Below are 20,611 nucleotides of genomic sequence, written 5' to 3'. Positions count from 1 at the left end.
ATCGGCGAATCGCGCCGTGACGGCGCGAAAAACGACGCCGACGTCGAGCTCACCGAAACCTGGCAGATCGACCATGTCCACCTCACCCTCGACGGCACCGCCGATTGAGGGCCCGGCCCGGAAGCCCACCATGCCCGCACCCTCCCCTGCCCAGGCCACCGCCACCCGCTCCGACCGCCCCGTCGTCGAGATCCGCGACCTGACCAAGCGGTTCGGCGGGTTCACGGCGCTCGACGGGCTGTCGCTGTCGCTCGACCGCGGCCAGATCCTCGGCTTCATCGGCCCCAACGGCGCCGGCAAGACGACGACGATCAAGATCCTCGTCGGGATCATGCGCCCCACCTCCGGCAGCGCCCGGATCGCCGGGGCCGATTGCGTCACCGAGGCGCGGCGGATCAAGCGCCTCGTCGGCTACATGCCCGACACGTTCGGCGGCTACGACGCGATGCGCGTCCGCGAGTACCTCGACTTTTTCGGTGCCGCGTTCGGGATCCCGGCGCGGGCTCGCCGGCAGCGCGTCGACGAGGTCCTGGAGACGACCGGCGCGACGCCGCTCAAGGACCGGTTCGTCGAGTCGCTCAGCCACGGGATGCGGCAGCGGATCGGCGTCGCCCGGACGCTGCTCCACGACCCCGAGGTGCTGATCCTCGACGAGCCGGCCAACGGCCTCGACCCGCAGGCGCGGATCGAGATGCGCGAGCTGCTGCTGCGCCTGGCGGGGATGGGCAAGACGCTGATCGTCACCAGCCACATCCTCCCGGAGCTGGCGCGGATCTGCGACGTGGTGGCGATGATCACGCAGGGGAAGCTGCGGGCGTTCGGCGGCCTCGACCGGATCATGCGCGAGATCCGCCAGAGCCGGACCGTCGAGGTCCAGCTGTGCGATTCCGGCCATGTCGAGGCGGCGGCCGGCGTGATCCGCGACGGGCTGCCGGAGGGGGAGCGCGGTGCCGTCGGCGTCCACCCGGCCGAGGCGATGGTCCGCTTCGACACCGCCGGCGACGATGGCGACCTGGCGCGGTTGCTCGGGGCGCTGGTCGCCGCCCGGCTGCCGATCGCGCAATTCCGCGAGGTGCCCAAGGACCTGGAAGACGCCTTCCTGTCGGTCACCGCCGCCAGTGGAGGCGCCGCATGACGACCGTCCTCGGCCGCGAGTTGCTCGCGATCCTCCGTTCCCCGCGGGCCGCCGCCGGCCTGGTGGCCGTGGCGCTGGCGTGCGTCGCGGTGGTCCTCGTCCGCTGGCCGGCCGACGGCGTGGCCGACCTCTCCGGCACGACGTCGCGCGGCGTGCTGGCGCTGTTTGCCTGGGGGCTGTTGGCCTGCGTGCTGCTGCTGGCGCCGGCGTTCGCCGCGCCGTCGATCGTCCGCGAGCGGCTCCGCGGCACGCTGATGCTGCTGTTCAACTCGCCGATCCATCCGTGGGCGATCTACGCCGGCAAGTTCCTCGCGATCCTGGCCTTCGTGGCGATCGTCCTCGCCGCCAGTCTGCCGGCCGCGGCCGGCTGCCTGGCGCTCGGCGGCGTCGACCCGTGGCGGCAGGTGGCGATGCTGTATGCGGTGCTGTTCCTCGTCGCGGCGCAGTGCGTGGCGATCGGGTTGCTCGTCAGCAGCCGCACCGGCGGCACCGACGCGGCGATCCGCGTGACGTTTGCGGCGGTGTTCGCGCTGGTGTTCGTCACGCTCGGGCCGCGGTTCCTCACCCAGGGGCAGCCCGGGCCGGCGGCGCTGGTGGCCGACTGGCTGCGGCGGCTGTCGCCCCTGCCGCCGGTCCTCGAGATCACCGGCACCACCGCCGGCGGGGCGCCGGGGCTCGCCGAACGCGGCTCGGCACTGCCGCCGTTTTTCGCCGCCGGGGGCCTACTGCTGGCGGGGCTCGTGGCCGCGACGCTGGCCCGGTTCGACCACCGGATCTTCGACCGGGCCCGCGACGCCGGGAAGATCACCGACGACCAATCGCTGGCGGTGCGCTCGGCGCGGCGGCTGTTCTACCTCGTCGATCCGCAGCGGCGCAGCGCCGGGATCCCGTCGTGGCTCAATCCGGTGCTGGTCAAGGAATTCCGGACGCGGAAGTTCGGCCGCCTCCACTGGCTGCTGCGGCTCGCGGCCGGCTGCGCGGTGGTGTCGCTGCTGCTCACGCTCGCCGCCACCTCCGGCACGGTCGCCTGGGGTGTGGAGACGATCGGCGGCCTGCTCGTGCTGCTGCAAGTGGCGCTGGTGGTGGTGATCACGCCGAGCCTGGCGTCGGGGCTGGTCGCCGCCGAGCGCGAATGGGGCGGCTGGAACCTGCTGCGGATGACCACGCTGTCGGGCGTGCGGATCGCCCTCGGCAAGCTCGGGAGCGTGCTGTGGACCGTGCTGCTGGTCCTCGCCGCGACGCTGCCGGGCTACCTGATGATGATCACGATCAAGCCGACGATGGCCAGCCAAGTGACGCTGGCGCTGGTCAGCGTGCTGCTTGCGGTGGCGATGTCGATCGCGGTGTCGGCGGCGGTCGGGAGCTTTTTCTCGAGCACCACCGCGGCGACGGTCACGGTGTCGCTGGTGCTGCTGGTGATCTACCTCGTGCCGATGGGCATCTGGGCCTTCCGCGACGATCCGTTCGGCCATGCGTTCGTCGAGACCGCGCTCAAGGCCACGCCGCTGGCCGCGGCGCTGGCGGCGATCCGCATGCCCGGCTTCACCGGCTACGACCTCACGCCAGGTGCCTGGTGGGTGGCGGGGACGGTGACGCTGGCGGGGCTTGCCGTGTTCGCCCTGCGGATCAGGCGGCTTCTCCAGCCGGAGTGAACGGGAACCGTACCGATGCCACGTTTCTTCGGCCCCTCGTCGCGTGCCCTCGTTGGCCTCGCGCTGGCGCTGGCCGGCCCTTGCCTGGCCCGGGCCGTCGACCTCGCGATCGACGAGGTCGAATGGCGCGACCCCGACCTGCCGGCCCCGCCGTCGCAGCTCCGGTTCTCGAAGAGCGTCGTCCCGCTGTGGCGCCAGGCCCTCGCCCGCCAAGATGCCGAGCCGCGGCGCCTGGCCTGCGACACGATCGGTCTGGCGGCGGGGCGCGGCATGACAGGCCTCGACGAGCTCGTCGCGCCGTTGTCGGCGATCGTCGCCGATGATCCCGACCCGCTGGTCCGCCGCGCCGCCGCCGGCGCGCTCGTGGCCCTCGATGCCCGCGGCGCGGCCGACGTGCTCGCGAAGGCGGCCGCGCGCGACGGCGTCGTCGCTGCCGCGATCGTCGAGCCGGCGCTGGCGCGGTGGGGTTCGACCGTGGCCACGCAGCCGTGGCTCGACCGTCTCTCCGCCGCCGACACGCCGCCGGCGCTGGTGGCGCTGGCCGTCGACGGGCTCGGGCGCACGGGTGCCGAGGCGGCTGCGGAGCCGCTCGAGCGCCTGCTGCTCGACGCCGATGCCCGCCCGGAGCAGCGGCTGGCGGCGGCCCGGGCACTGGGGAGGATCCGCGACGCGGGGCTCGTGCCACTGGCCGAACGGCTTGCCGCGAGCCCGGCTCGCCCTGGGGGCCCGCGGGCCGATCCGCGCACGCCCCCCGACCTGCTCGGCCGTCTTGCGGCGGTCCGGCTTCTGGCGCGGCACGCCGACGCCGCGGCGCTGGCGCTGGTCACGCGCTTGGCGGAGGATACCGAGCCGACCGTCGCGGCCGAGGCGCTCGAGCGGCTCGACGCGCTCGACGCCGGGGCCGCGCTGGCGATCGCGCGGCGGTCGCTGGCCGGGCCCGATGCCGCTCTCCGCCTGCTGGCCGCGCGGCTCGCCGTCCGCCCTGCCGATGCCGACGCCGTCGAGCGCGTGAAGCACCTGCTCTCCGACCGCAACCCGCCGGTGCGCCGGTTCGTCGCCGGGACGCTGGCCGACTTCGCCACCCGGCCGGAGCTGCACGGGCCGGTCATCGCCGCCGGCAGTGAGGTGCTCGGTGGCGACGACTGGCGCGGGCTCGAGCAGGCGGCGCTGCTCCTCGGCCACCTCGACCACGAGCCGTCGGGCGACCGGCTGCTGGCCCTCCTCGATCATTCCCGCCCCGAGGTCGCGATCGCCGCGGCCTGGGGGCTCAAGGCGCTGGCGATCCCCGAGATGCTGCCGCGGATCCTCACCTATGCCGAGGCGCTGGCGCCGCGCGTCGATCCGGCCAAGCAGCCGACCGAGGTCACCGGCGCCCAGGCAACGCAGCTCTTCGAGCTGTTCGGCATGACCCGCTACGCGCCGGCCGACACGCTGCTCCGCCGTTTCGTGCCGAAGTCCCAGCTCGACACGCGCGCCCGCGCGGCGGCGATCTGGGCGCTGGGCTGGATCCATGCCGACAACCCCGACGAGGAACTGGCCGAGCAGCTCGCCGAACGGCTGGCAGACACCACGTCGCTGCCGCCGGAGATGCCCGCCGTCCGCACCCAGAGTGCCGTTGCCCTCGGGCGGATGGGGGCCCGATCCCAGCTGCGGACGCTCGAGCAGTTCGTCGACGCCGACGGGATCGGCGTCCCGAGCGGGCGGGCGTCGGCCTGGGCGGTCGAGCGGCTCACCGGCAAGCCCTACCCCGAGATTCCCACGATCACGACCGGCATTCGCGGCTGGTTTCTCGAGCCGCCCTGAGCCGGTCCCGGTGCCGCCCCCCTCCCCCGCACCCGCAGCACAACGCGCACGATCGGACGTTTTCCAACGCCGACTACAATAGCGACGGATCGCGATCGATCCTGTCTGCGGAGGCCCGGACGATGACGGTCACCGCTCCCGACGTCGCGCCCGTGCTTCCCGTCGCCGCGACGGATCGTGGCGGCGTGGTGCTGTTTGACGGCACCTGCGGGTTGTGTGACGCGACCGTCCAGTTTCTCATCGCCCGCGACTCGCGCCGGTTTCTCCGGTTTGCACCGCTCGAGTCGCCCGTCGGCCGGCACCTGCTCGCCGCGCACGGCCTGCCCGTCGAAGCCACCCCCGGCTCGATGGTCTACATCGAGGGGGGGCGGGCGCTGACCAGGTCGAGTGCGGCTCTGGCGATCGCCCGCCGGCTCGACGGTGCCTGGCCGCTGCTGTCGGCGTTCCGGTTGGTGCCGGTGTTTCTGCGCGATGCGGTCTACCGGTTCGTCGCCCGGAACCGGTATCGTTGGTTCGGCCGGCTCGATGCCTGCCGGATCCCCGACGCCAGCCAGCGGGAGCGGTTTCTCGCCTGAGCTCCCCGGGGAACCGTTCCCCCGCGGAGCTTCTCCATGCGACCGGTTCGCGTTTCGCTGCTCGCCCTCGTGACCGCCCTGGCGGCCGTCGGCAGCCTCGCCGATGACGCCGCCATCGACCCCGGGGCGCTCGACAACCTCGAGAAGGCCTACCCGGCGGCGCCCGAGGGGATGGAGCGGAAGGTGATCCTCCTCCCCCACAAGGAGCGCGGCATCGACGACGACTTCCGCGTCGAGCTGGTCGTCGGCCGGACGGTGCCGACCGACGGGGTCAACATCCACCGCTTCGGCGGCGAGCTCGACGAGGTCGACATCCCCGGCTGGGGTTTTTCCTACTACAAGGTCGACGGCGACCTGGCGCAGCCGGCGTCGACCCGGATCGCCGGCACGGGCGAGACCAAGCCGCGGTTCGTGCCCGGGCCGACGCGCCTCGTGCCCTACAACAGCCGCCTGCCGCTGGTGGTGATGGTGCCCACGGGGTGCGAGGTGCGCTGGCGGCTGTGGCGGGCGGCTCCCGAGGTGCTCTCGGCGCCGACCCGCTGAGCGCGGTTGCTGTCGCTGTTCGCCGTGCCTTCTTCGGATCGAGTTCTCATCGTGGAGGCTGGGCCGATGCGGATCGTGATCGTCGGTGGAGTGGCTGGTGGGGCATCGGCGGCGGCGCCGGCCGGCGGATCCTCGCCTACTGCCAGGTCGGCCAGCGCGGCTACCTGGCGACGCGGATCCTCCTCCAGGCGGGATTCGCTGCCGCCAACCTCGGCGGCGGCTACACGACCTATCGCCTCCACCGGCCGGCCTGACGGCCGCGCCGCCGGCGGCCGGTCCGCGGCGCGTGCGCGGGGGCCGTATGATCGGCCGGATGCCGCCCGCCCCGCTCCACTATTGCACCAACGTCCACCCCTGCCTGTCGGCCGACGACGTGCCGGCGATGCTCGACACGTTCGCGGTGCCGATCCACGAGCGGTGCGGCTTCGCGATCGGCGTCGGGCTCTGGCTTCCGGCCCAGGCCCTGGCCGAGCAGCTCGCGCGCCCCGCCGCCGCGGCCGGGCTCGCCGCGGCGCTGGCCGACCGCGGCCTGGTCTGCCACACGCTCAATGCCTTCCCCTACGGCGATTTCCATGGCGCCCGCGTCAAGGACGGCGTCTATCTCCCCGATTGGTCTGTTCCGGCGCGGCGCGACTACACGCTCGGCTGCGGCCGGCTGCTGACGGCGCTGCTTCCCGAGGGGGCCAGCGGCAGCATCTCCTCGTTGCCGCTCGGATTCAAAGGCCACGCCCACGCCCTTGGCTTCGAGGCGGCCGCGATCGGCCAGTTGATCGACGTCGCCCGGGCGTTTGCCCGCATCCGGGCCGACAGCGGCCGCACGCTCCGGCTGGCGCTCGAACCGGAGCCGTTGTGCCTGCTCGAGACGACGGCCGAGGCCCTCGGCTTCTTCGCGCGGCTGTGGCGCGCGGCGGCGGCGGCCGGCGCCGAGGAGGAGGTGCGGCGGCATGTCGGGCTGTGCTACGACGTCTGCCACCAGGCGGTGGAGTTCGAGGATGCCGCCGACGCGATCGGCCGGCTGACGGCGGCCGGCGTCACGATCGCCAAGGTCCAGATCAGCTCGGCGCTCGAGCTCGATTGCCCGTTCGACGCCGACGCGCGTGCGGCCCTCGCCCGCTACGCCGAGCCGCGTTACCTCCACCAGACGTTCGCGCGCTTGCCCGACGGCCGGCTCCTCGCCCTCCGCGACCTCACCGCCGACCATGCCCTCGCGCCGCCGGACGAATGGCTGACCGCGGCGGCCTGGCGGGTGCATTTCCACGTCCCCGTCGACGCCGAGCGGATCGGCAGCCTGGGCACGACGCGCGGCGAGCTGGTCCGGGCGCTCGACGCCATCGGCCGGCTGCCCGACCGGCCGGATCTCGAGGTCGAAACCTACACCTGGCCGGTGCTCCCCGGCTCCGGTGCCGACGGGATCGTCGCCGGGATCAGCCGTGAGCTGGTCACGACCCGAACGCTGCTCGGCGCGACGGCCTGACGGCGGCGCCGGTCAGTCTTCCGGGAGGCGCTCGAAGACGACGAGCGTCCGCTCGCTTCCCGGCTCGGACGTGAATTCGCCGGGGCGCGAGCGGTCGGCACCGGCGTAGCAGACGCGGCGCGTCTTCTCGGAGGTTTCGTAGATCCCGAGCATCTTCCGTCCCGCGCCGTCCCCTTCGGTGACCTCGGCGTCGATCTCGCGGGGTGACGTGGTGGGATCGATCTCGCTCGTGCCGCGGACCGCGCGGTTGCCGTCGACGAGCACCTCCCACTCCCCCTGCCGGCCGTTGACGACGACGATCCGCCGCGCGTCTTCGTCGGCCACGGCGCTGCCGTTGACGACCATCGACACCACGCGCCAGCGCCCCGCGATCAGGGCATGGTCGCGGGCGATCGCCTCGTCCTTGTCGGCAGCGAGGGAGACCACTGCCGGTACGACGATCACGACGGCAAGCCAGGAGCGACGGAGCATGACGAACCTCCTCGGATGACACGGCTGGTGCAGGACGGATACCGCGACGCTACCGCGCCCGAACCGCCGCCGCGAGAGCGAAGGCGTGGACAGCTCCGGCGGCGGCGGGCAAGCCGCCCATCGCGGGGGGGAGGCCGCGGTGACCGTTCACGCCGCGACGAGCCTCGTGAAGACGGCCATGTAGCGCCGGGCAACTTCGTCCCAGCCGTAGCGGGCGAGCGTTGCGCGCGAGGCGGCGCCGTCGGCGGCGAGCCGGTCGCGCTCCTCCGCGGCGCCGGTGATCATCCGGGCGATGTCGCGGGGATCGCGCGGGTCGAACCACTCCGCGCGCGTGCCGAGCGCGCGTACCTGATCGCGAAACGCGGGAATGTCGGCCAGCGCCACGGCGCTGCCGCAGCTCCAGGCATCGAGCGCCGAGCCGCTCCCCGCCTCGCACAGCGACGGGTTGACGACGACGAGGGCCCCGGCGAGCAGCCCCGCCAGGTCGTCGTCGCCGACCATGCCCAGGCCGAGCACGTCCCACTCACCCGGCGCGTCGACGCGGTCGGCATACAGTGGCGAGCGCACCACGGCGCGGACCCCGGCGGTGTCGGGGCCGCAGACGACGAGCTTGAGCGGGGTCCCGGCGCGACGCAGGTGCCAGAGCGCCGACACCAGCGCCCCGAGGTTCTTGTGGGGCATGAGGTTGTTGGGGCAGAGCACGTAGTCGGCCGGCAGCCCCCACCGGGCCGCCAGCGCCGCCGGAGGTGTCGCCACGACCGAGGCCGGCAGCAGGCTCGACAGCGGGATCACGTCGACCGCGCCACGGTGGTCGGAGAACACGGCGCGCAGCTCGGCGGCGACGAAGTCGGACGACACGACCGGCGCGGCACGGTCCAGCCAGCGGCGGTGGCTCGCGCGCGTGGTTGTCCAGTCCACGTGGTCGTAGGTGGTGACACCGAATTCGTGGGCGTAGATGAAGTCGTGGGGGATGAACGACATCGGCACCGCGACCGGCGGCGGATCGAGATCGTAGGGCCAGGCGAAGTGGACGACGTCGTGGCCGGCCAGGACCCGCGCCAGCCGCCGGCCGTAACGCTCGCGGCGGCGGAGCTTCGAGCGCTGCCACATGGCCACCAGCGCCTCGTCGAACCGCCTCCAGCCCGTCAGCCGACGGCGGCGCGACTGGCGCAGCGGGCGCGGCAGGCGCCCGGGGAGGTCGGCGAGGCGGACATCCGCACCGCGCAGCCGGTCGGCGGCGCCCGGGGGGAGGCGCTCGACGTGGCTCCACAGGGTGACCCGCGGCCGGTCTGACAGGCGCGCCAGAGCGGTGGCGAGCGTGACCGCGTAGCGCCATCCTCCGGTCGAGGCGTTTTGGCAGACGATCCCGATGTCCATGCGATCCCCCACACCTCCCGCGCGCAGAAAAAACATCGACCTCGGCGCCGTCGTGGCGCCAGCGCACCCCTGCCGCCGGCGCGGGCCCCACGACCGGCGCGATCGACACCCCGCGCTGCCGTCGCCGCGACAGTCTGGCCGGCAGCCGCTCCAGCTTGCCGCACCGGATCGACCCGCTCGACCGGCCGTCTCCTCGCGGGGCTTCGTCGCTGCCGTCGATAGGTGTCGGGGCGGCGGAACATGGCCAGGGAAGGCTCGCCGGAGAGCGTGCACGGATGCGCTTCGCACTGGTCTCGAGCCACGAGCCGTTTGCCGGCTCGAGCGACACCGTCGGGGCGCTGGCCCGCACGCTCGTGGCCCATGGCCACGACGTCGAGACGATCCTCCTCCCGGCCTGCCCGGGGCCGGAGGGGCTGCTCGACCAGATGGTCGCCTACCGGTTTTTCGACTTCGGCGACTCGATCGACCGCGTCATCGCCCTGCGGCCGCCGGCGCATGTCGTCCGCCACCGCCACAAGATCGTGTGGCTCGTCGACCCGCCGGCCGACGACGAGGACGACGGCCGGCTCGCGCCCGACGCGCTCGCGCGGCGCGACGAGCAGCTCCGCCTCGATGGCGAGTCGCTGCGCGAGGCGCGGGCGATCTACGCCCCGTCGGCGGAAATCGCCGCCCGGCTCGCGCGGCGGCATGGCGTGGCTTGCACGGTCCTCCATCCGCCGCTCGCCGACGCGAGCCCTTACCGCGCCGGACCGTGCGGCGACGAGCTGGTGTGCATCGCGCCGCTCGAGCCCGACCAGCGCCATGCGCTGCTCCTCGAGGCGCTCGGCCATGTCCGCACTGTCGCGCGGCTGGTGATCGCCGGCAAAAGCCGGTCGCGCGGGTATCCCGGCCAGCTCCGCCGGCTTGCCGCCGAGCGCGGCCTCGGCGACCGGGTCGAGATCGTCGACCGGCCGATCGGCGTCGACGAGCAGGCCGCGCTGGTGGGCTCCTGCCGGGCGGTGGTGTCGCTGCCGTTCACGGCGTCGGGGTGCGCGGCCGCGGCCCTGGCCGCCGGCCATGCCGGCAAGGCCGTGCTGACGACACGCGACTCCGGCGCCGTCGCCGAGCTGGTCGCCGACGGCGTCAACGGACTGGTCTGTGAACCGACGGCCAAGGCCCTGGCAGCAGCGCTCGAGCGCCTCCTCGGTGATCGCCGGCTCGCTGCCGACCTGGGGGCCCGCGGGCCGGCGCGGATCCGGGCACTGGGGATCGGCTGGGAGGGCGTCGTGGGGCGCCTCGCGGCATGAGGGTCGTCGTCCTCAACACGGTCGCGCCGTTCGTCCGCGGCGGGGCCGAGCTGCTCGCGGAGTCGCTCGTCGAGCGGCTCACGGCGGCGGGGCACGAGGCGGCGCTCCTGCGCGTGCCGTTCGCCTGGCATCCGCTCGAGCGCGTGTACGACGCCATGCTCGCCTCCGGGTTGCTCGCGCTGCCCCGGGCCGACCGGGTGATCGCGCTCAAGTTTCCCGCCTACCTCGTCCCCTGCCCCGACAAGACGATCTGGCTGCTGCACCAGTTTCGCCAGGTGTACGACCTGTGGGGGCCGGAAATCGCGGCCGATCCGGCGGCGACGGGGCTGCGCGCGGCGATCAAGGCTGCCGACGAAGCCTGCTTCGACGGCGCCCGGCGGATGCTGTGCAATTCCCCGGTGACGCGCGACCGCCTCGCGTGCCACAACGGCCGCCGCGCCGACGTCCTCCCCCCGCCGCTCAACGACCCGGAGCTGTTCCAGCCAGGGCCGCACGGCGACTACCTCTTCGCCGGGGGGCGGATCAACGCCGCCAAGCGCCAGCACCTCCTCGTCGAGGCGATGCGGCACGTGCGCGGCGGCCTGCGGCTGGTGGTCGCCGGGCCGCCCGACACGCCGGCCGACGGAGAACGCCTCGTGGACCTCGTCGCCCGTCATCGCCTCGGCGATCGGGTGCGGCTCGAGCTGGGGTTCGTGCCGCGCGCGCGGATCGCCGAGCTGGTCAGGGGCGCCCTGGCGTGCGCCTACTTGCCGATCGACGAAGACAGCTTCGGCTACGTGGCGATGGAGGCCTGCGAGGCGGCCAAGGCGCTGCTCAGCGCCCCCGACGCCGGCGGCGTGCTCGGGCTGGTGCGCGACGGCGAGACGGGGCATGTCGTCTCGGCCGATCCCGAGGCGCTCGCCGACGTGCTCGATCGCCTGTGGACCGACCGGGCGACGACGATCGCCCAGGGGCGCGCGTCGCGGGCGCTGTGGCGCGCCCAGGGAATCGACTGGCACCACACGATCGAGACGCTGCTGGCATGAAGCTCGCGTGGTACACCCCCTATGCACTGCCGTCCGCGGTCGGGCGGTATAGCGCGCTTGTCGTCGCCGAGTTGGCCCGTCAGGGGATTGACGTCGTCGTCGTGCGCAGCGAAGTCCCGACGGCCGACCTGCTCCGCGCCGGCGCGCACCCGGCCCCGGGGCCGGTCTGCTGGGCGGCCGATGGCGGGGCGTGTGCCGAGGCCGCCGATCTGGTGGTCCACAACATCGGCGACCACCATGGCAACCACTTCCATTCGTTCGACGGCCTCCGCCGTCGCCCCGGGATCGTGGTCCTTCACGACGTCTCGCTGCACGGGGCGCTGCTCGGGCTGGCAAGCGCGGGGGGCGCGGCGGCGCCCGACTACGAGACGGTGCTCCGCGCCGAGTGTGGCGACGGTGCCCTGCGCCGGTATCGGGCACTCCGCGAGGCCCTTCCGCGGGCCTGGTGGTACGACGCGGTGGCCGACCATCCCGTCCTCCGATTCGCTCTGCGCGACGCACTGGGAATCGTCACCCACTCGCGCTACGCGGCCGGGATCGTGGCCCCGCGCGTGGCCGCACCGCTGACGACGATCCCGCTGGCCTACGATGGCCCGCAGCTCACCCTCCCGCCGCCGCGGCTCGCCACGCCGCTGCGCCTGCTCACGATCGGCAACGTCAATCCCAACAAGCGGGTCGGCGACGTGGTGGCGGCGCTTGCCGGCGACGCCGTGCTGGCGGCGCGGTGCGACTACCGCGTCGTCGGTGCGATCGAGGATGCCGTCCGCGCCGAGATCGTGGCGCACAGCGCCGCTGCGGGCCTCGTCGTCACGGTCACGGGGCCTGTCGATGCGGCGGCGCTCGCGGCCGAACTGGCCGCCGCCGACGTCGTCATCTGCCTGCGCCGGCCGTCGCTCGAGGGGGCGTCAGCGAGCGTGATCGAAGGGATGCTGTCGGGGCGGCCGGTGATCGTGAGCGACACCGGGTGCTTCGCCGAGATTCCAGGGGCGCTGGTCGCCAAGGTCGCCCCGGGGCGCGAGGTGACCGATCTGCGGCGGGCGTTGCACGCGATTCTCGCGGCTCCCGACGGCGCCCGGGCCCGCGGTGCGGCGGCCAGGGCGTGGGCCCTCGAGCATCACGCGCCGGCGGCCTACGCGCGGAGGTTCCTCGACTTCTGCACCACCGTGCGCGATGCCGCCGGGCTGCTCCACACGGTCGACAGGATCACCGAACGGCTCGCGGGCTGGGGCGTGGCGCCCGATGGCGCCTTCGCCGAGCGCATCGACAGCGTGCTCGCGGGCTTGTTTGGCGCCAGGAGGGCAGCGTGACCACCGGCGTGCTGCCATTTCGGCCCAGCGAACGGATCCGGATGCTCCTGCCGGTGCCGCCCTCGGCGCGTGCGGCCGAGCCGGCGATCCCGATCACCTGCGTCCAGGGGCTCGGCCGCGGTGCGGGTGTGGCCGTGGAGGGGGACTTCGCCGGCTTTCATCCGCTCGAGCTCGACGGCGGCGTGCCGTTTGCTTGGACCGACGGCCATGGCACGGTCGTCTGCCGCGCCGCGCGGACGGTGACGCTCCGCCACGTGTGGATCGTCGTCCACGCGACCGCGCCGCACGGTGCATCTGTCGAGGTCAAGGTCGACGGCGGACCGCCACGCCACCTGGCGCGCGTCCGGGGGCGGCGGACCGTGCGGATCAACCTGGGACAGCGCGTGCGCTCCACCGAGATCCGGCTCGAGCTGACGAGCCCCACGTTCGTCCCGGCCGACGCCGGCCTGACCGACTCCCGGTGCCTCGGCGTGGCGATCGAGCGGATCATCCTCGGCCGGAGTGTCGCGGCGTGTGCCGCCGCCGCCTGGGCCGACGCGCTGCGCCGATTCGACCGCAGCCGGTCCGGCCGGGGGGCGTGACCGCTGGCCCGTCATGAATTCCCCTCAGCCCCCGGAGCCGCCATGAGCCCCGAGTACACCGACCGGATCACGCTGGCAGGCCGCCGGGCGCTCGTCACCGGGGCCTCGCAGGGGCTCGGTGCCGAGATCGCCACGGTGTTTGCCGACGCCGGTGCCGATCTGGTGATCACCGGCCGCGACGCTGCCGGGCTCGAGCGGACCGCGCAGCCGTCGCGGCGATGGGGCGGCGCTGCACCGCGATCGCAGCCGACCTCGCCACGGTCGACGGGCCGCGTGCCGTCGGCCGGCAGGCGCTCGACCTCCTCGGCACGGTCGACATCCTCGTCAACAACGCCGGGATCGTGTACGTCGACGAATTGCTCGCGATCACGGTCGACCACTGGGAGGAGACGCTCGCGGTCAATCTCCGCGCCCCGCTCCTCCTCGCCCAGACCGTGGCGCCGGGAATGATCGCCCAGCGCCGCGGGAAGGTGATCAACATCTCGTCGATGGCCGGAGTGCTCGTGCCCGAGGGGCACGGCGCCTACGCCGCGTCGAAGGGTGGGCTCAACCTGCTGACCCGGGCGATGGCCGCGGAGTGGGGCCGGTTCAACATCCAGGCCAACGCGGTGGCGCCGACGGTGATCCTCACCGAGATGGGGCAGCAGGTGTGGGGCGACCCGCGCAAGGGCGACCCGATGAAGGCCCGGATCCCCGTCCGCCGGTTCGGCGAGCCGGTCGAGGTCGCCGACCTGGCGCTGTTTCTCGCCCCGGGCGCGTCGGACTTCATCTGCGGCCAGATCCTCCACCTCGACGGCGGCCTGTCGGCGGTGTGAGCGTTCAGCGCGGCGGCGGGTCGGCTTCGCGCACCGCGGAGCCGGCGCCGGGGCTCGTGACGAGGATCGAGAACCGCCGGGCCGATGCGGCGTCGGGGGTCGAGAGCGAGGCGTAGTCAAACCGGCCGCGGATGTCGGTGAACCCGTCCTTGTAAAACGCTACCCGGCCGTCGTCCATCCGCGCGTAGACCTTGCAATACGCCTTCACCACCGGCTTGCCGTCGGCTGCCATGGTCACGATGACCTGGGCGTAGTTCTCCATCACGCGCACGGTCAGGCCGGTCGAGTAGGCCGGGGCCGAGCGGGTGATGCCGCCGGCGGTCACGGTGACGAGCTGGTCGCGCGCCGCGGCCTCGGCCGGCAGCGCCACGCGCGTCGTCCCGCCGGCGTCGAGCGCGACGTCGAACGTGCGGTTGGGGCGCACCGAGCCGAATTGGCCGGCGAACGTGCCGGCGAACGGGTTGCGGCTGAACAGCACCTCGAGATCCATCTCGTGCAGCGCGACCGTCGCCGTGGCGAGGTTCTCGTGGTCGAGGACGAGGTCGCGCCCCTCGACGCGCAGCGCCAGCGCCGGCGATGCCGCGGCCAGCCGCCCCTGCCGCTGCTCGCGGTCGAGCGGGTCGAGCACGGCGGCGTCGCCGCGCCCGGCCGCCTCGTCGACGTGGGCCAGGACGAGCTCGAAGCGCCGCCGCCAGCGCTCCACCGGGAAGCCGGCGTTGCGGAGGGCGATCGCCCGGGCCCGGTCGGTGTCGCCGGCGTGGAGGGCGAGGATCGCGTCGGCGTAGTCGTAGTGCAGCGGCGTCTCGGTCGCCTCGCGGCGCACCCGCGCGAAGTGGCGCGTGGCTTCGGCGACCCGGTCTTGCAGGAGCAGGTAGACGACCGCCGCCAGCCGATCGTCGTCCGACACCGACCGGGCCCGGGCCAGCTCGCCGAGGAATCGGTGGTACTGCCCGTGGAAGGCGTCGTTGACGATCTGCCGCCGGCTGCCGAGCATGAATTGGCGCGCGTTGACCAGGGGCCAGTATTCGAGGTGCTCGTAGGTGCGCCGTTCGACCGGATCGAGCGGCATCAGGCCCCCCTCGATCCGGCCGCCGAGCAGCGCCACGAATTCGTCCTCGTGCTCGAGCCACGTGCGCATCGCCGCCGGGTCGCGGTGGAGGAAGGCGTAGGACCACAGCGTCCTGTCCCAGACGTGCCGGGAAGCGAGTTTCGCCGTCACCCGGTCGAACATCCCCCGGTCCTTCATCCGCCAGGCGATCATCCCGAGGTCGACGCCGTCGAGGACGTGGGCGTCGAGCCAGGCGAGGACCTGCTCGTCGCTCCCCTCCTGCGACACGGCGGCCCACGAGCGGTCGTCGGGGCGCGCCGGCCGGTCGACGACGGTGAACGCCGTCGGCGGCACGAACGCGACCAGAGCGTCGCCCTCCGAGACGTGGGCCGGGTAGTGGGCGAATTCACCGGCGGCGGGAAACACGAACGAATACTCGAGCGCCTCGACCGCATACGGCTCGAGCACCACCTGCGCCGTCCGGGTCGGGCGGCTGCCGAGGACCGGGATCGAACCCTGCGGGATCTGGAGGAGCACCGCCACCTTGCGCCGCGCCGAGCCGGTGTTGGTGACGACGACGCGGCTGGTGTAGACGACGTGAGTGAGGAACTCGCCGGTCACGAACCGCTCGCGCGGCTCGCCATCGACGATCTCCTCGCGCTCCGACTGGCGCAGCACGTTTTGGCCGACGAGGATGCTCGACGGCGCCGCCGGGGGATCGACCGCGGTCGTCCGTTCGTGAAAGGCGACGATCGGCCCGGCCGGCTCGATCGTCATCTTCCCGTCGGCGAAGCTCGTCCGGTGCTCGGGCGACTCGTACGGCAGGTCGAGGACCGCCAGCGCCAGGAGGGTTTCGGCGAAGCTCCGCGACGCCTCGCCAAGGTGGACCGATCGAAACGGCGTGGCGGGATCGTGCGCGGCGTAGTCGAGCCAGAACCGGCTCGGGCCGATGAGGGAGGCATCCTGGGCCGCGATCCGCAGGTGGTGGTAGTTGTTTTCGGCATGCTCGCGCGTCGGGTCGAGGAGGCGATACAGCGCCTCGGCCAACCGTTCCTGCCGGGCGAAGAACTCGACAGGCTTGCCGGCCGCGTCGTCGAGAGCGGCGGGATCGGCGCCGAATCGATCGATCGATTCCCCTTCCTGGAGCTTCCGCTTCGATCGCCCGCGGAGGCTGCCGCGGGCTTCGTCGCGCCGCGCCATGTCGCGGCCGAGCATCGGGTTTTTATCGGTGGCGGTTCGTCCCTCGACAGACAGCGATTCGGGGGCCGCTGCGGCCGGCGGCGGGCTCCCCAGTGCGCCGCCGCGCGTGCCAGCGGCACTTCCGCCAAGCCCGCCGCCCATTCCCCCCATGCCGCCTCCTCCCGCGCGAAATCCGAATTCGGCATCGGCCGGCAGGGCGTTGTCGGCGTCGGCGCGGCCGAACCGGTCCTCTGTCCCGAGCGCGTCTGCCGACACCGCCGCGTCGAACAGCATCTGCCGCCGCTCCGTGTCCGGGGGGAGGACGGCGAGGAGATCGGCGAGGTGCCGGCGCGTCCGCGGCTGCTCGGCGGCGACGCGCCGGGCGAGGAGGGCGCGCTCGGCCACGTTGAGCCGGGCGTAGCGCCACGGCTCGAGCCAGGGAGACAGGTCGTCGCCGAGGAGCCACCGGTCGAGGAACGTGCGGTCCTTCTTCGTCCGCAGCCCCGGCGCGACGACCGCATCGAAGAACGGCCGGTCCTTGTGCCAGAGGAAGAAGTGCAACTCGTGGCAGGCATGCTCCGAGGCGAGGCGGCGCTTCTCGGCGTCGTCGAGCGACGGCCAACGGAGCAGGAACGCGAACGCCGCCAGGCCACGATCGCCCGACACGGCGGTGGCGAGGCCGAACACCCGGCCGAGGCTGTCGTAGGCCTCGAACCGCCCCGACGTGGCGTCTTCGATCACGATCGGACCGTCGGCCGGTCCGACGAGCGTGATCGTCTGCCGCTGGACGAAATGCCGCGCCGGGTCGAGCCCACCGCGGAAGCGCGTCTCGACGATCCGCGGGGCGCGGGCCGGCAGGGCGACGGAGCGGGCGAGCGTGAGAGCCGGATCGACGACGACCACCGTCACGTCCTGGTGGCCGGCGAGATCGGCGCGGCGGACGCGAATCGTGCCGTCGGCGGCGGGGACGAGATTGGGGACCACCGGTGGATCGTCGGCGAGGAAGTCGAGATCGGCGAAGCTCGTCGGGATGCCGCCCCCCGCGACGGGCCCCGGCGCGGCGACCTTGGCCATGCTCATCGGGGCGTCGGCCACGGCGGCGAAGTCGTCGCCGGCGGCGGCCTCCTGACGGACGGTGGTGGTGTCTTCCACCGCCCACGGATGGAGGAGCACGCTGGGCCGGTCGAGCATCGTGCCGGCAAACGGCGGTTCGGCGCGGCGGCGGAGAACGTAGGCGATCTCGTCGCCGAGGTTGCGGCCGCTGACATACGCGTTCGAGAACCCGCGCCGGGCAAACGCCCATGGCTCGGCCGCGCGAACGGTCGCGAGCGCCGCGAACGGGTCGAAGTCGGGAGCCATCCGCGTGGCCAACAGGTGCACGCGCGTGAACGGGTTGGGATCGCCCAGGCGGATGACCACCTCCTGCCCCTCCCCGTCCCCCTCGACGGTCACCGACTCGATCGCCGTCGGCGACAGCCGCGGTGCCTCGAGCTGGCGGACGCGGCCGACGAAGAACCCGTCGACCGGCGCGCCGTCGGTGATCCGGACCTCGACCCTTGCTCCCTCGCCGGGAAAAAACAGCTCGTAGTCGCCGGCGGGCAGATCGCGGAGGACGAGATTCCCCTGCTCGACGGCCAGATGCGCGAACCGGTCGACGGCATAGGCCCCGCCGCGGAGCTCGAACAGCGCCACGTCGGCCGGCGTGGGGGCCCCTGCCGCGCGGCCGGTGCGGTGGACCGCCGCCGGGAGCCAGGACACGCGGACCGGCGCCCCGACGCGCCCATGGACCACCTGTGGCCGGGTCACCCGGTCGGGGCGCAGCGGCCAGGCGTGCGACACCCCCTCGGGGCCGGTGACGGTCACCACCTCGATCCCGTCGAGCGGCCCCAGGTCGATCGCCCCCGCGGCGTCGGTCTTCAAGGAGAACGTCGCCGTTTGCCGGACATCGCGGTGTTCGAGCGTGACGACCACCGGTTGCGAGCCGCGGGGCTCGCCGCCACGCCCGCGGACTTCGACCAAAAACCGCTCGCCGGAACGGACGAGAAACAGGTTCTCGACCTTGTCGGTGCGGTCGATCTGGTTGACTGCCAGCGACCGGCTCGCCGACACGTCGAGCGGCGCGTCGCCGGCCGTGATCCGCCGCACCTTCCCCGAGAGCGTGAACGTCACCTCGGCCAGCCGCGGCGGGACGAGAAACTCGTGGACACTGTCGCGGTCCTCGAACAGCGGGAACGGCGCCACCTCGCGCACGGCCGGGACGCCGTCGGAGTCGACCGAGCGGATCGTCAGCCGCGGTTCCTCGATCGCCGCCAGCGACACCGGCCGCCGCTCGAGGAGCAGTGCCGGCCGCACGATCACCTCGGCGCTGCGGCGCGTGCGCAGGCTCTCGCGATCGACGTGGATCGCGGCTGTCAGCTCGAGCGACTCGGCGCGATGGACGAAGGCATCGAGCGTGGACACCGTCGCGGTCGTGCCGTCGGCGAGCGTGATCGGGCCGGTGACCACGATCGGCTTCCGCGCCGGCGCCGTGCTCGGCGGTACGAGGATCGTGCCGTCGCCGTCGGCCTGCTGCTCGCGCCCCTCGAACCACAGCCGGGCGCCGGTCACCTTCCGCCCCGCGTCGTCGAGGACGGTGAACCGCTGCCCGGCCGCGGTATCCTCGACCAGGGCGCGGAGCCACCCCTTGCGGACGAGCGCCCGGCTCGACCGGCCGTTGCCGACGAAGTCGACGACCCACACGCCGGGGCCGGCGAGCTGCGGCAGGGGCACGCGCTTCACCGTGCGGCGCAGCGCCGGCTCGTCGACGCGAACGGTGAATTCGGCCGTCGGCGTCAGGCCGTCGAGGGGGATGTCGGTATCGACCTCTGTGAGGGTGCCGCGGTAGTGGCCGAGCGTGTCGATCGCGAAGATCCGCACGGCCAGCTCGGGGACGTTCTTGAGCGCCACGTCGAGGGCCACCGGATCGTCGACCGCGACGCGCGTCGGATTGGACGGCAGCAGGTCGATGTCGACCCGATCACGGAGCGCCCGGAACGCCGCCGGACCGAGGACGGCGGCATGCTGCTCGGCATTGCCCAGGCCGGCGAGGAGCTTCGTCTCGGCAAACACCCGGTCGAGCCAGCCCTTCTCGAAAAACGGCTCCCAGGCGCGCGTGTCGGGGGCGTCGACGAGGAATCGGCCGAGCAGGTCGCGGACCAGTGCCTCGTCGTCGCCGACCGGCGGAAACGGGCAACCGGCACAGGGCTGGCCGAGATTGCAGGGGAAGCCCCGCGCCGCGTCGGTCGCGAGCAGCTCGGGCGACACGTAGGGCAGATGCCGCGGCAGCGCGAGGTAGTCGCGGAACACCTGCGCGTCGAGCCGGCCTTGCTTGCGGTCGAGGACGAGGCGCTCGTGGAGGACGATCGCCTTGAGGCTGTTGTGTGCCGCGCCGAGCGACCGGACGAACGGCTCGAGGCGCTCGAGGGCGGCGCGGCGGGTGGCATCGTCGCCGGGATGGTCTTCGTCGGGCGAGGGCTGGAGGCAGAGGAGCATCGCCGTGACGACCGTGGCGTCGTCGCGGAGGCCGGGCAGCGACCGGACCACCTCCTCGAGCTGGGGCCGCGTCAGGGCGCGGTGGATCGGCAGCGATCCGAAGCCGCCCGAGTCGGGCTCGCGGAGATCGTCGGCAACGAGCCGCACGAGGTCGGGGATGTCGGGGCGCGCGAGGCGCGACAGGAGCTGCCGGCGCCGGATCCGGTCGAGCGGCGCCGCCGGTTCCATCCCGGCGGCGATCCGGCGCAGGGCGGGGTCCTTCCAGCCGTCGAGCGTGCCGGGGGCGCTGTCGCTGGCCCGGCGGGCCCAGGCGTCGGCCGACACCTGCTCGGGGGCGAGTGCCGTGGGCAGTTGCGGCTCGGCACCGGGCACGACGCGCTCATGGTCGAACGACAGCCCGAGCGAGGCGACGAGAAAGTCGGCCGTCGCCGGCGGGTCGGCTGCGAACGAAAGCAGCGCCTTCCGGGCGCGGATCTCGTCGACTCCGGGCGTCTCGCCATGCGTCTTGATCCACTCGGCAAGGAGCGGCTCGACCTCGGCGAACCGCTCGGTGGCGAGGAGATGGAGACAGCGGAAGAAATAAAACTCCTCGGTGCCGGGAACGAGTTGCTCGAGGGCGGCGGCGCGGTCGTCGGCGAGGGCGAACGTCTCGACGAAGCCGATCTCGGCGGCCGCGCCGAGCGTGCCGGGGAGGACGAGGGCCGCGGCCAGTGCGGCGATCCCCGGGCGCGAGGGAGGTGTCGAGGAACGTGGAAACGACGATGGCGACATGGGGTCCTCGCGAAAGGGTGCGACCGTGCCGCCGGAGG

General features: G+C 73.4%; 14 protein-coding genes and 1 pseudogene. 12 read left to right on the top strand and 3 right to left on the bottom strand.

The features are described 5' to 3' along the window. Positions 1 to 130 precede the first annotated feature (130 nt). The 7 genes from FJ309_09410 to FJ309_09380 all read left to right on the top strand — a co-directional run bounded on the left by FJ309_09410 (position 131) and on the right by FJ309_09380 (position 7,182). Positions 131 to 1,135: an ABC transporter ATP-binding protein gene (locus FJ309_09410; GenBank protein MBM3954815.1), complete on the top strand. Its 1,005-nt coding sequence runs from the start codon at positions 131 to 133 to the stop codon at positions 1,133 to 1,135. Further along, positions 1,132 to 2,787: an ABC transporter gene (locus tag FJ309_09405; GenBank protein ID MBM3954814.1), complete on the top strand. Its 1,656-nt coding sequence runs from the start codon at positions 1,132 to 1,134 to the stop codon at positions 2,785 to 2,787. Before FJ309_09410 ends, FJ309_09405 begins: the two co-directional genes overlap by 4 nt. A 15-nt stretch (positions 2,788 to 2,802) precedes the next feature. Continuing rightward, positions 2,803 to 4,590 (top strand): HEAT repeat domain-containing protein, encoded by a 1,788-nt coding sequence (locus tag FJ309_09400; GenBank protein MBM3954813.1) that lies wholly within the window; start codon positions 2,803 to 2,805, stop codon positions 4,588 to 4,590. A 122-nt stretch (positions 4,591 to 4,712) separates the two neighbouring features. Further along, entirely contained in the window at positions 4,713 to 5,165 is a 453-nt protein-coding gene (locus FJ309_09395; protein MBM3954812.1) for a thiol-disulfide oxidoreductase DCC family protein, read from the top strand. A gap of 36 nt (positions 5,166 to 5,201) precedes the next feature. Further along, positions 5,202 to 5,708: an ecotin gene (locus FJ309_09390; protein MBM3954811.1), complete on the top strand. Its 507-nt coding sequence runs from the start codon at positions 5,202 to 5,204 to the stop codon at positions 5,706 to 5,708. Continuing rightward, positions 5,645 to 5,962: a hypothetical protein gene (locus FJ309_09385; GenBank protein MBM3954810.1), complete on the top strand. Its 318-nt coding sequence runs from the start codon at positions 5,645 to 5,647 to the stop codon at positions 5,960 to 5,962. Before FJ309_09390 ends, FJ309_09385 begins: the two co-directional genes overlap by 64 nt. A gap of 59 nt (positions 5,963 to 6,021) precedes the next feature. Continuing rightward, positions 6,022 to 7,182, top strand: coding sequence for a hypothetical protein (locus FJ309_09380; protein ID MBM3954809.1), 1,161 nt, complete (start codon positions 6,022 to 6,024; stop codon positions 7,180 to 7,182). A gap of 12 nt (positions 7,183 to 7,194) precedes the next feature. Here the strand turns inward: FJ309_09380 and FJ309_09375 are convergent, their stop codons facing one another. Next, positions 7,195 to 7,653: a TIGR03067 domain-containing protein gene (locus FJ309_09375; protein MBM3954808.1), complete on the bottom strand. Its 459-nt coding sequence runs from the start codon at positions 7,651 to 7,653 to the stop codon at positions 7,195 to 7,197. Between the two features lie 147 nt (positions 7,654 to 7,800). After that, positions 7,801 to 9,030: a glycosyltransferase family 4 protein gene (locus FJ309_09370; GenBank protein MBM3954807.1), complete on the bottom strand. Its 1,230-nt coding sequence runs from the start codon at positions 9,028 to 9,030 to the stop codon at positions 7,801 to 7,803. Between the two features lie 275 nt (positions 9,031 to 9,305). Between FJ309_09370 and FJ309_09365 the strand changes: the two genes are divergently transcribed. From FJ309_09365 to FJ309_09345, 5 genes and pseudogenes are all read left to right on the top strand, one after another. Beyond that, a complete protein-coding gene (locus FJ309_09365) occupies positions 9,306 to 10,316 on the top strand; it encodes a glycosyltransferase (GenBank protein ID MBM3954806.1) in 1,011 nt (336 codons plus the stop codon). Next, positions 10,313 to 11,341, top strand: coding sequence for a glycosyltransferase family 4 protein (locus FJ309_09360; GenBank protein MBM3954805.1), 1,029 nt, complete (start codon positions 10,313 to 10,315; stop codon positions 11,339 to 11,341). The genes FJ309_09365 and FJ309_09360 overlap by 4 nt, the downstream gene beginning before the upstream one ends. After that, complete coding sequence (locus FJ309_09355; GenBank protein ID MBM3954804.1) at positions 11,338 to 12,648, top strand: glycosyltransferase family 4 protein; 1,311 nt, start codon at positions 11,338 to 11,340, stop codon at positions 12,646 to 12,648. Before FJ309_09360 ends, FJ309_09355 begins: the two co-directional genes overlap by 4 nt. After that, a complete protein-coding gene (locus FJ309_09350; GenBank protein MBM3954803.1) occupies positions 12,645 to 13,229 on the top strand; it encodes a hypothetical protein in 585 nt (194 codons plus the stop codon). The genes FJ309_09355 and FJ309_09350 overlap by 4 nt, the downstream gene beginning before the upstream one ends. A gap of 42 nt (positions 13,230 to 13,271) precedes the next feature. Further along, positions 13,272 to 14,044: pseudogene (locus tag FJ309_09345) on the top strand (SDR family oxidoreductase). Between the two features lie 4 nt (positions 14,045 to 14,048). Here the strand turns inward: FJ309_09345 and FJ309_09340 are convergent. After that, positions 14,049 to 20,573, bottom strand: a complete 6,525-nt coding sequence (locus FJ309_09340) for a hypothetical protein (GenBank protein ID MBM3954802.1) — start codon at positions 20,571 to 20,573, stop codon at positions 14,049 to 14,051. Positions 20,574 to 20,611: the final 38 nt, after the last annotated feature.

The sequence above is a fragment of the Planctomycetota bacterium genome (assembly GCA_016872555.1).
GTDB lineage: Bacteria > Planctomycetota > Planctomycetia > Pirellulales > UBA1268 > F1-20-MAGs016.
This window is presented reverse-complemented; position numbering and strand designations above follow the sequence as displayed.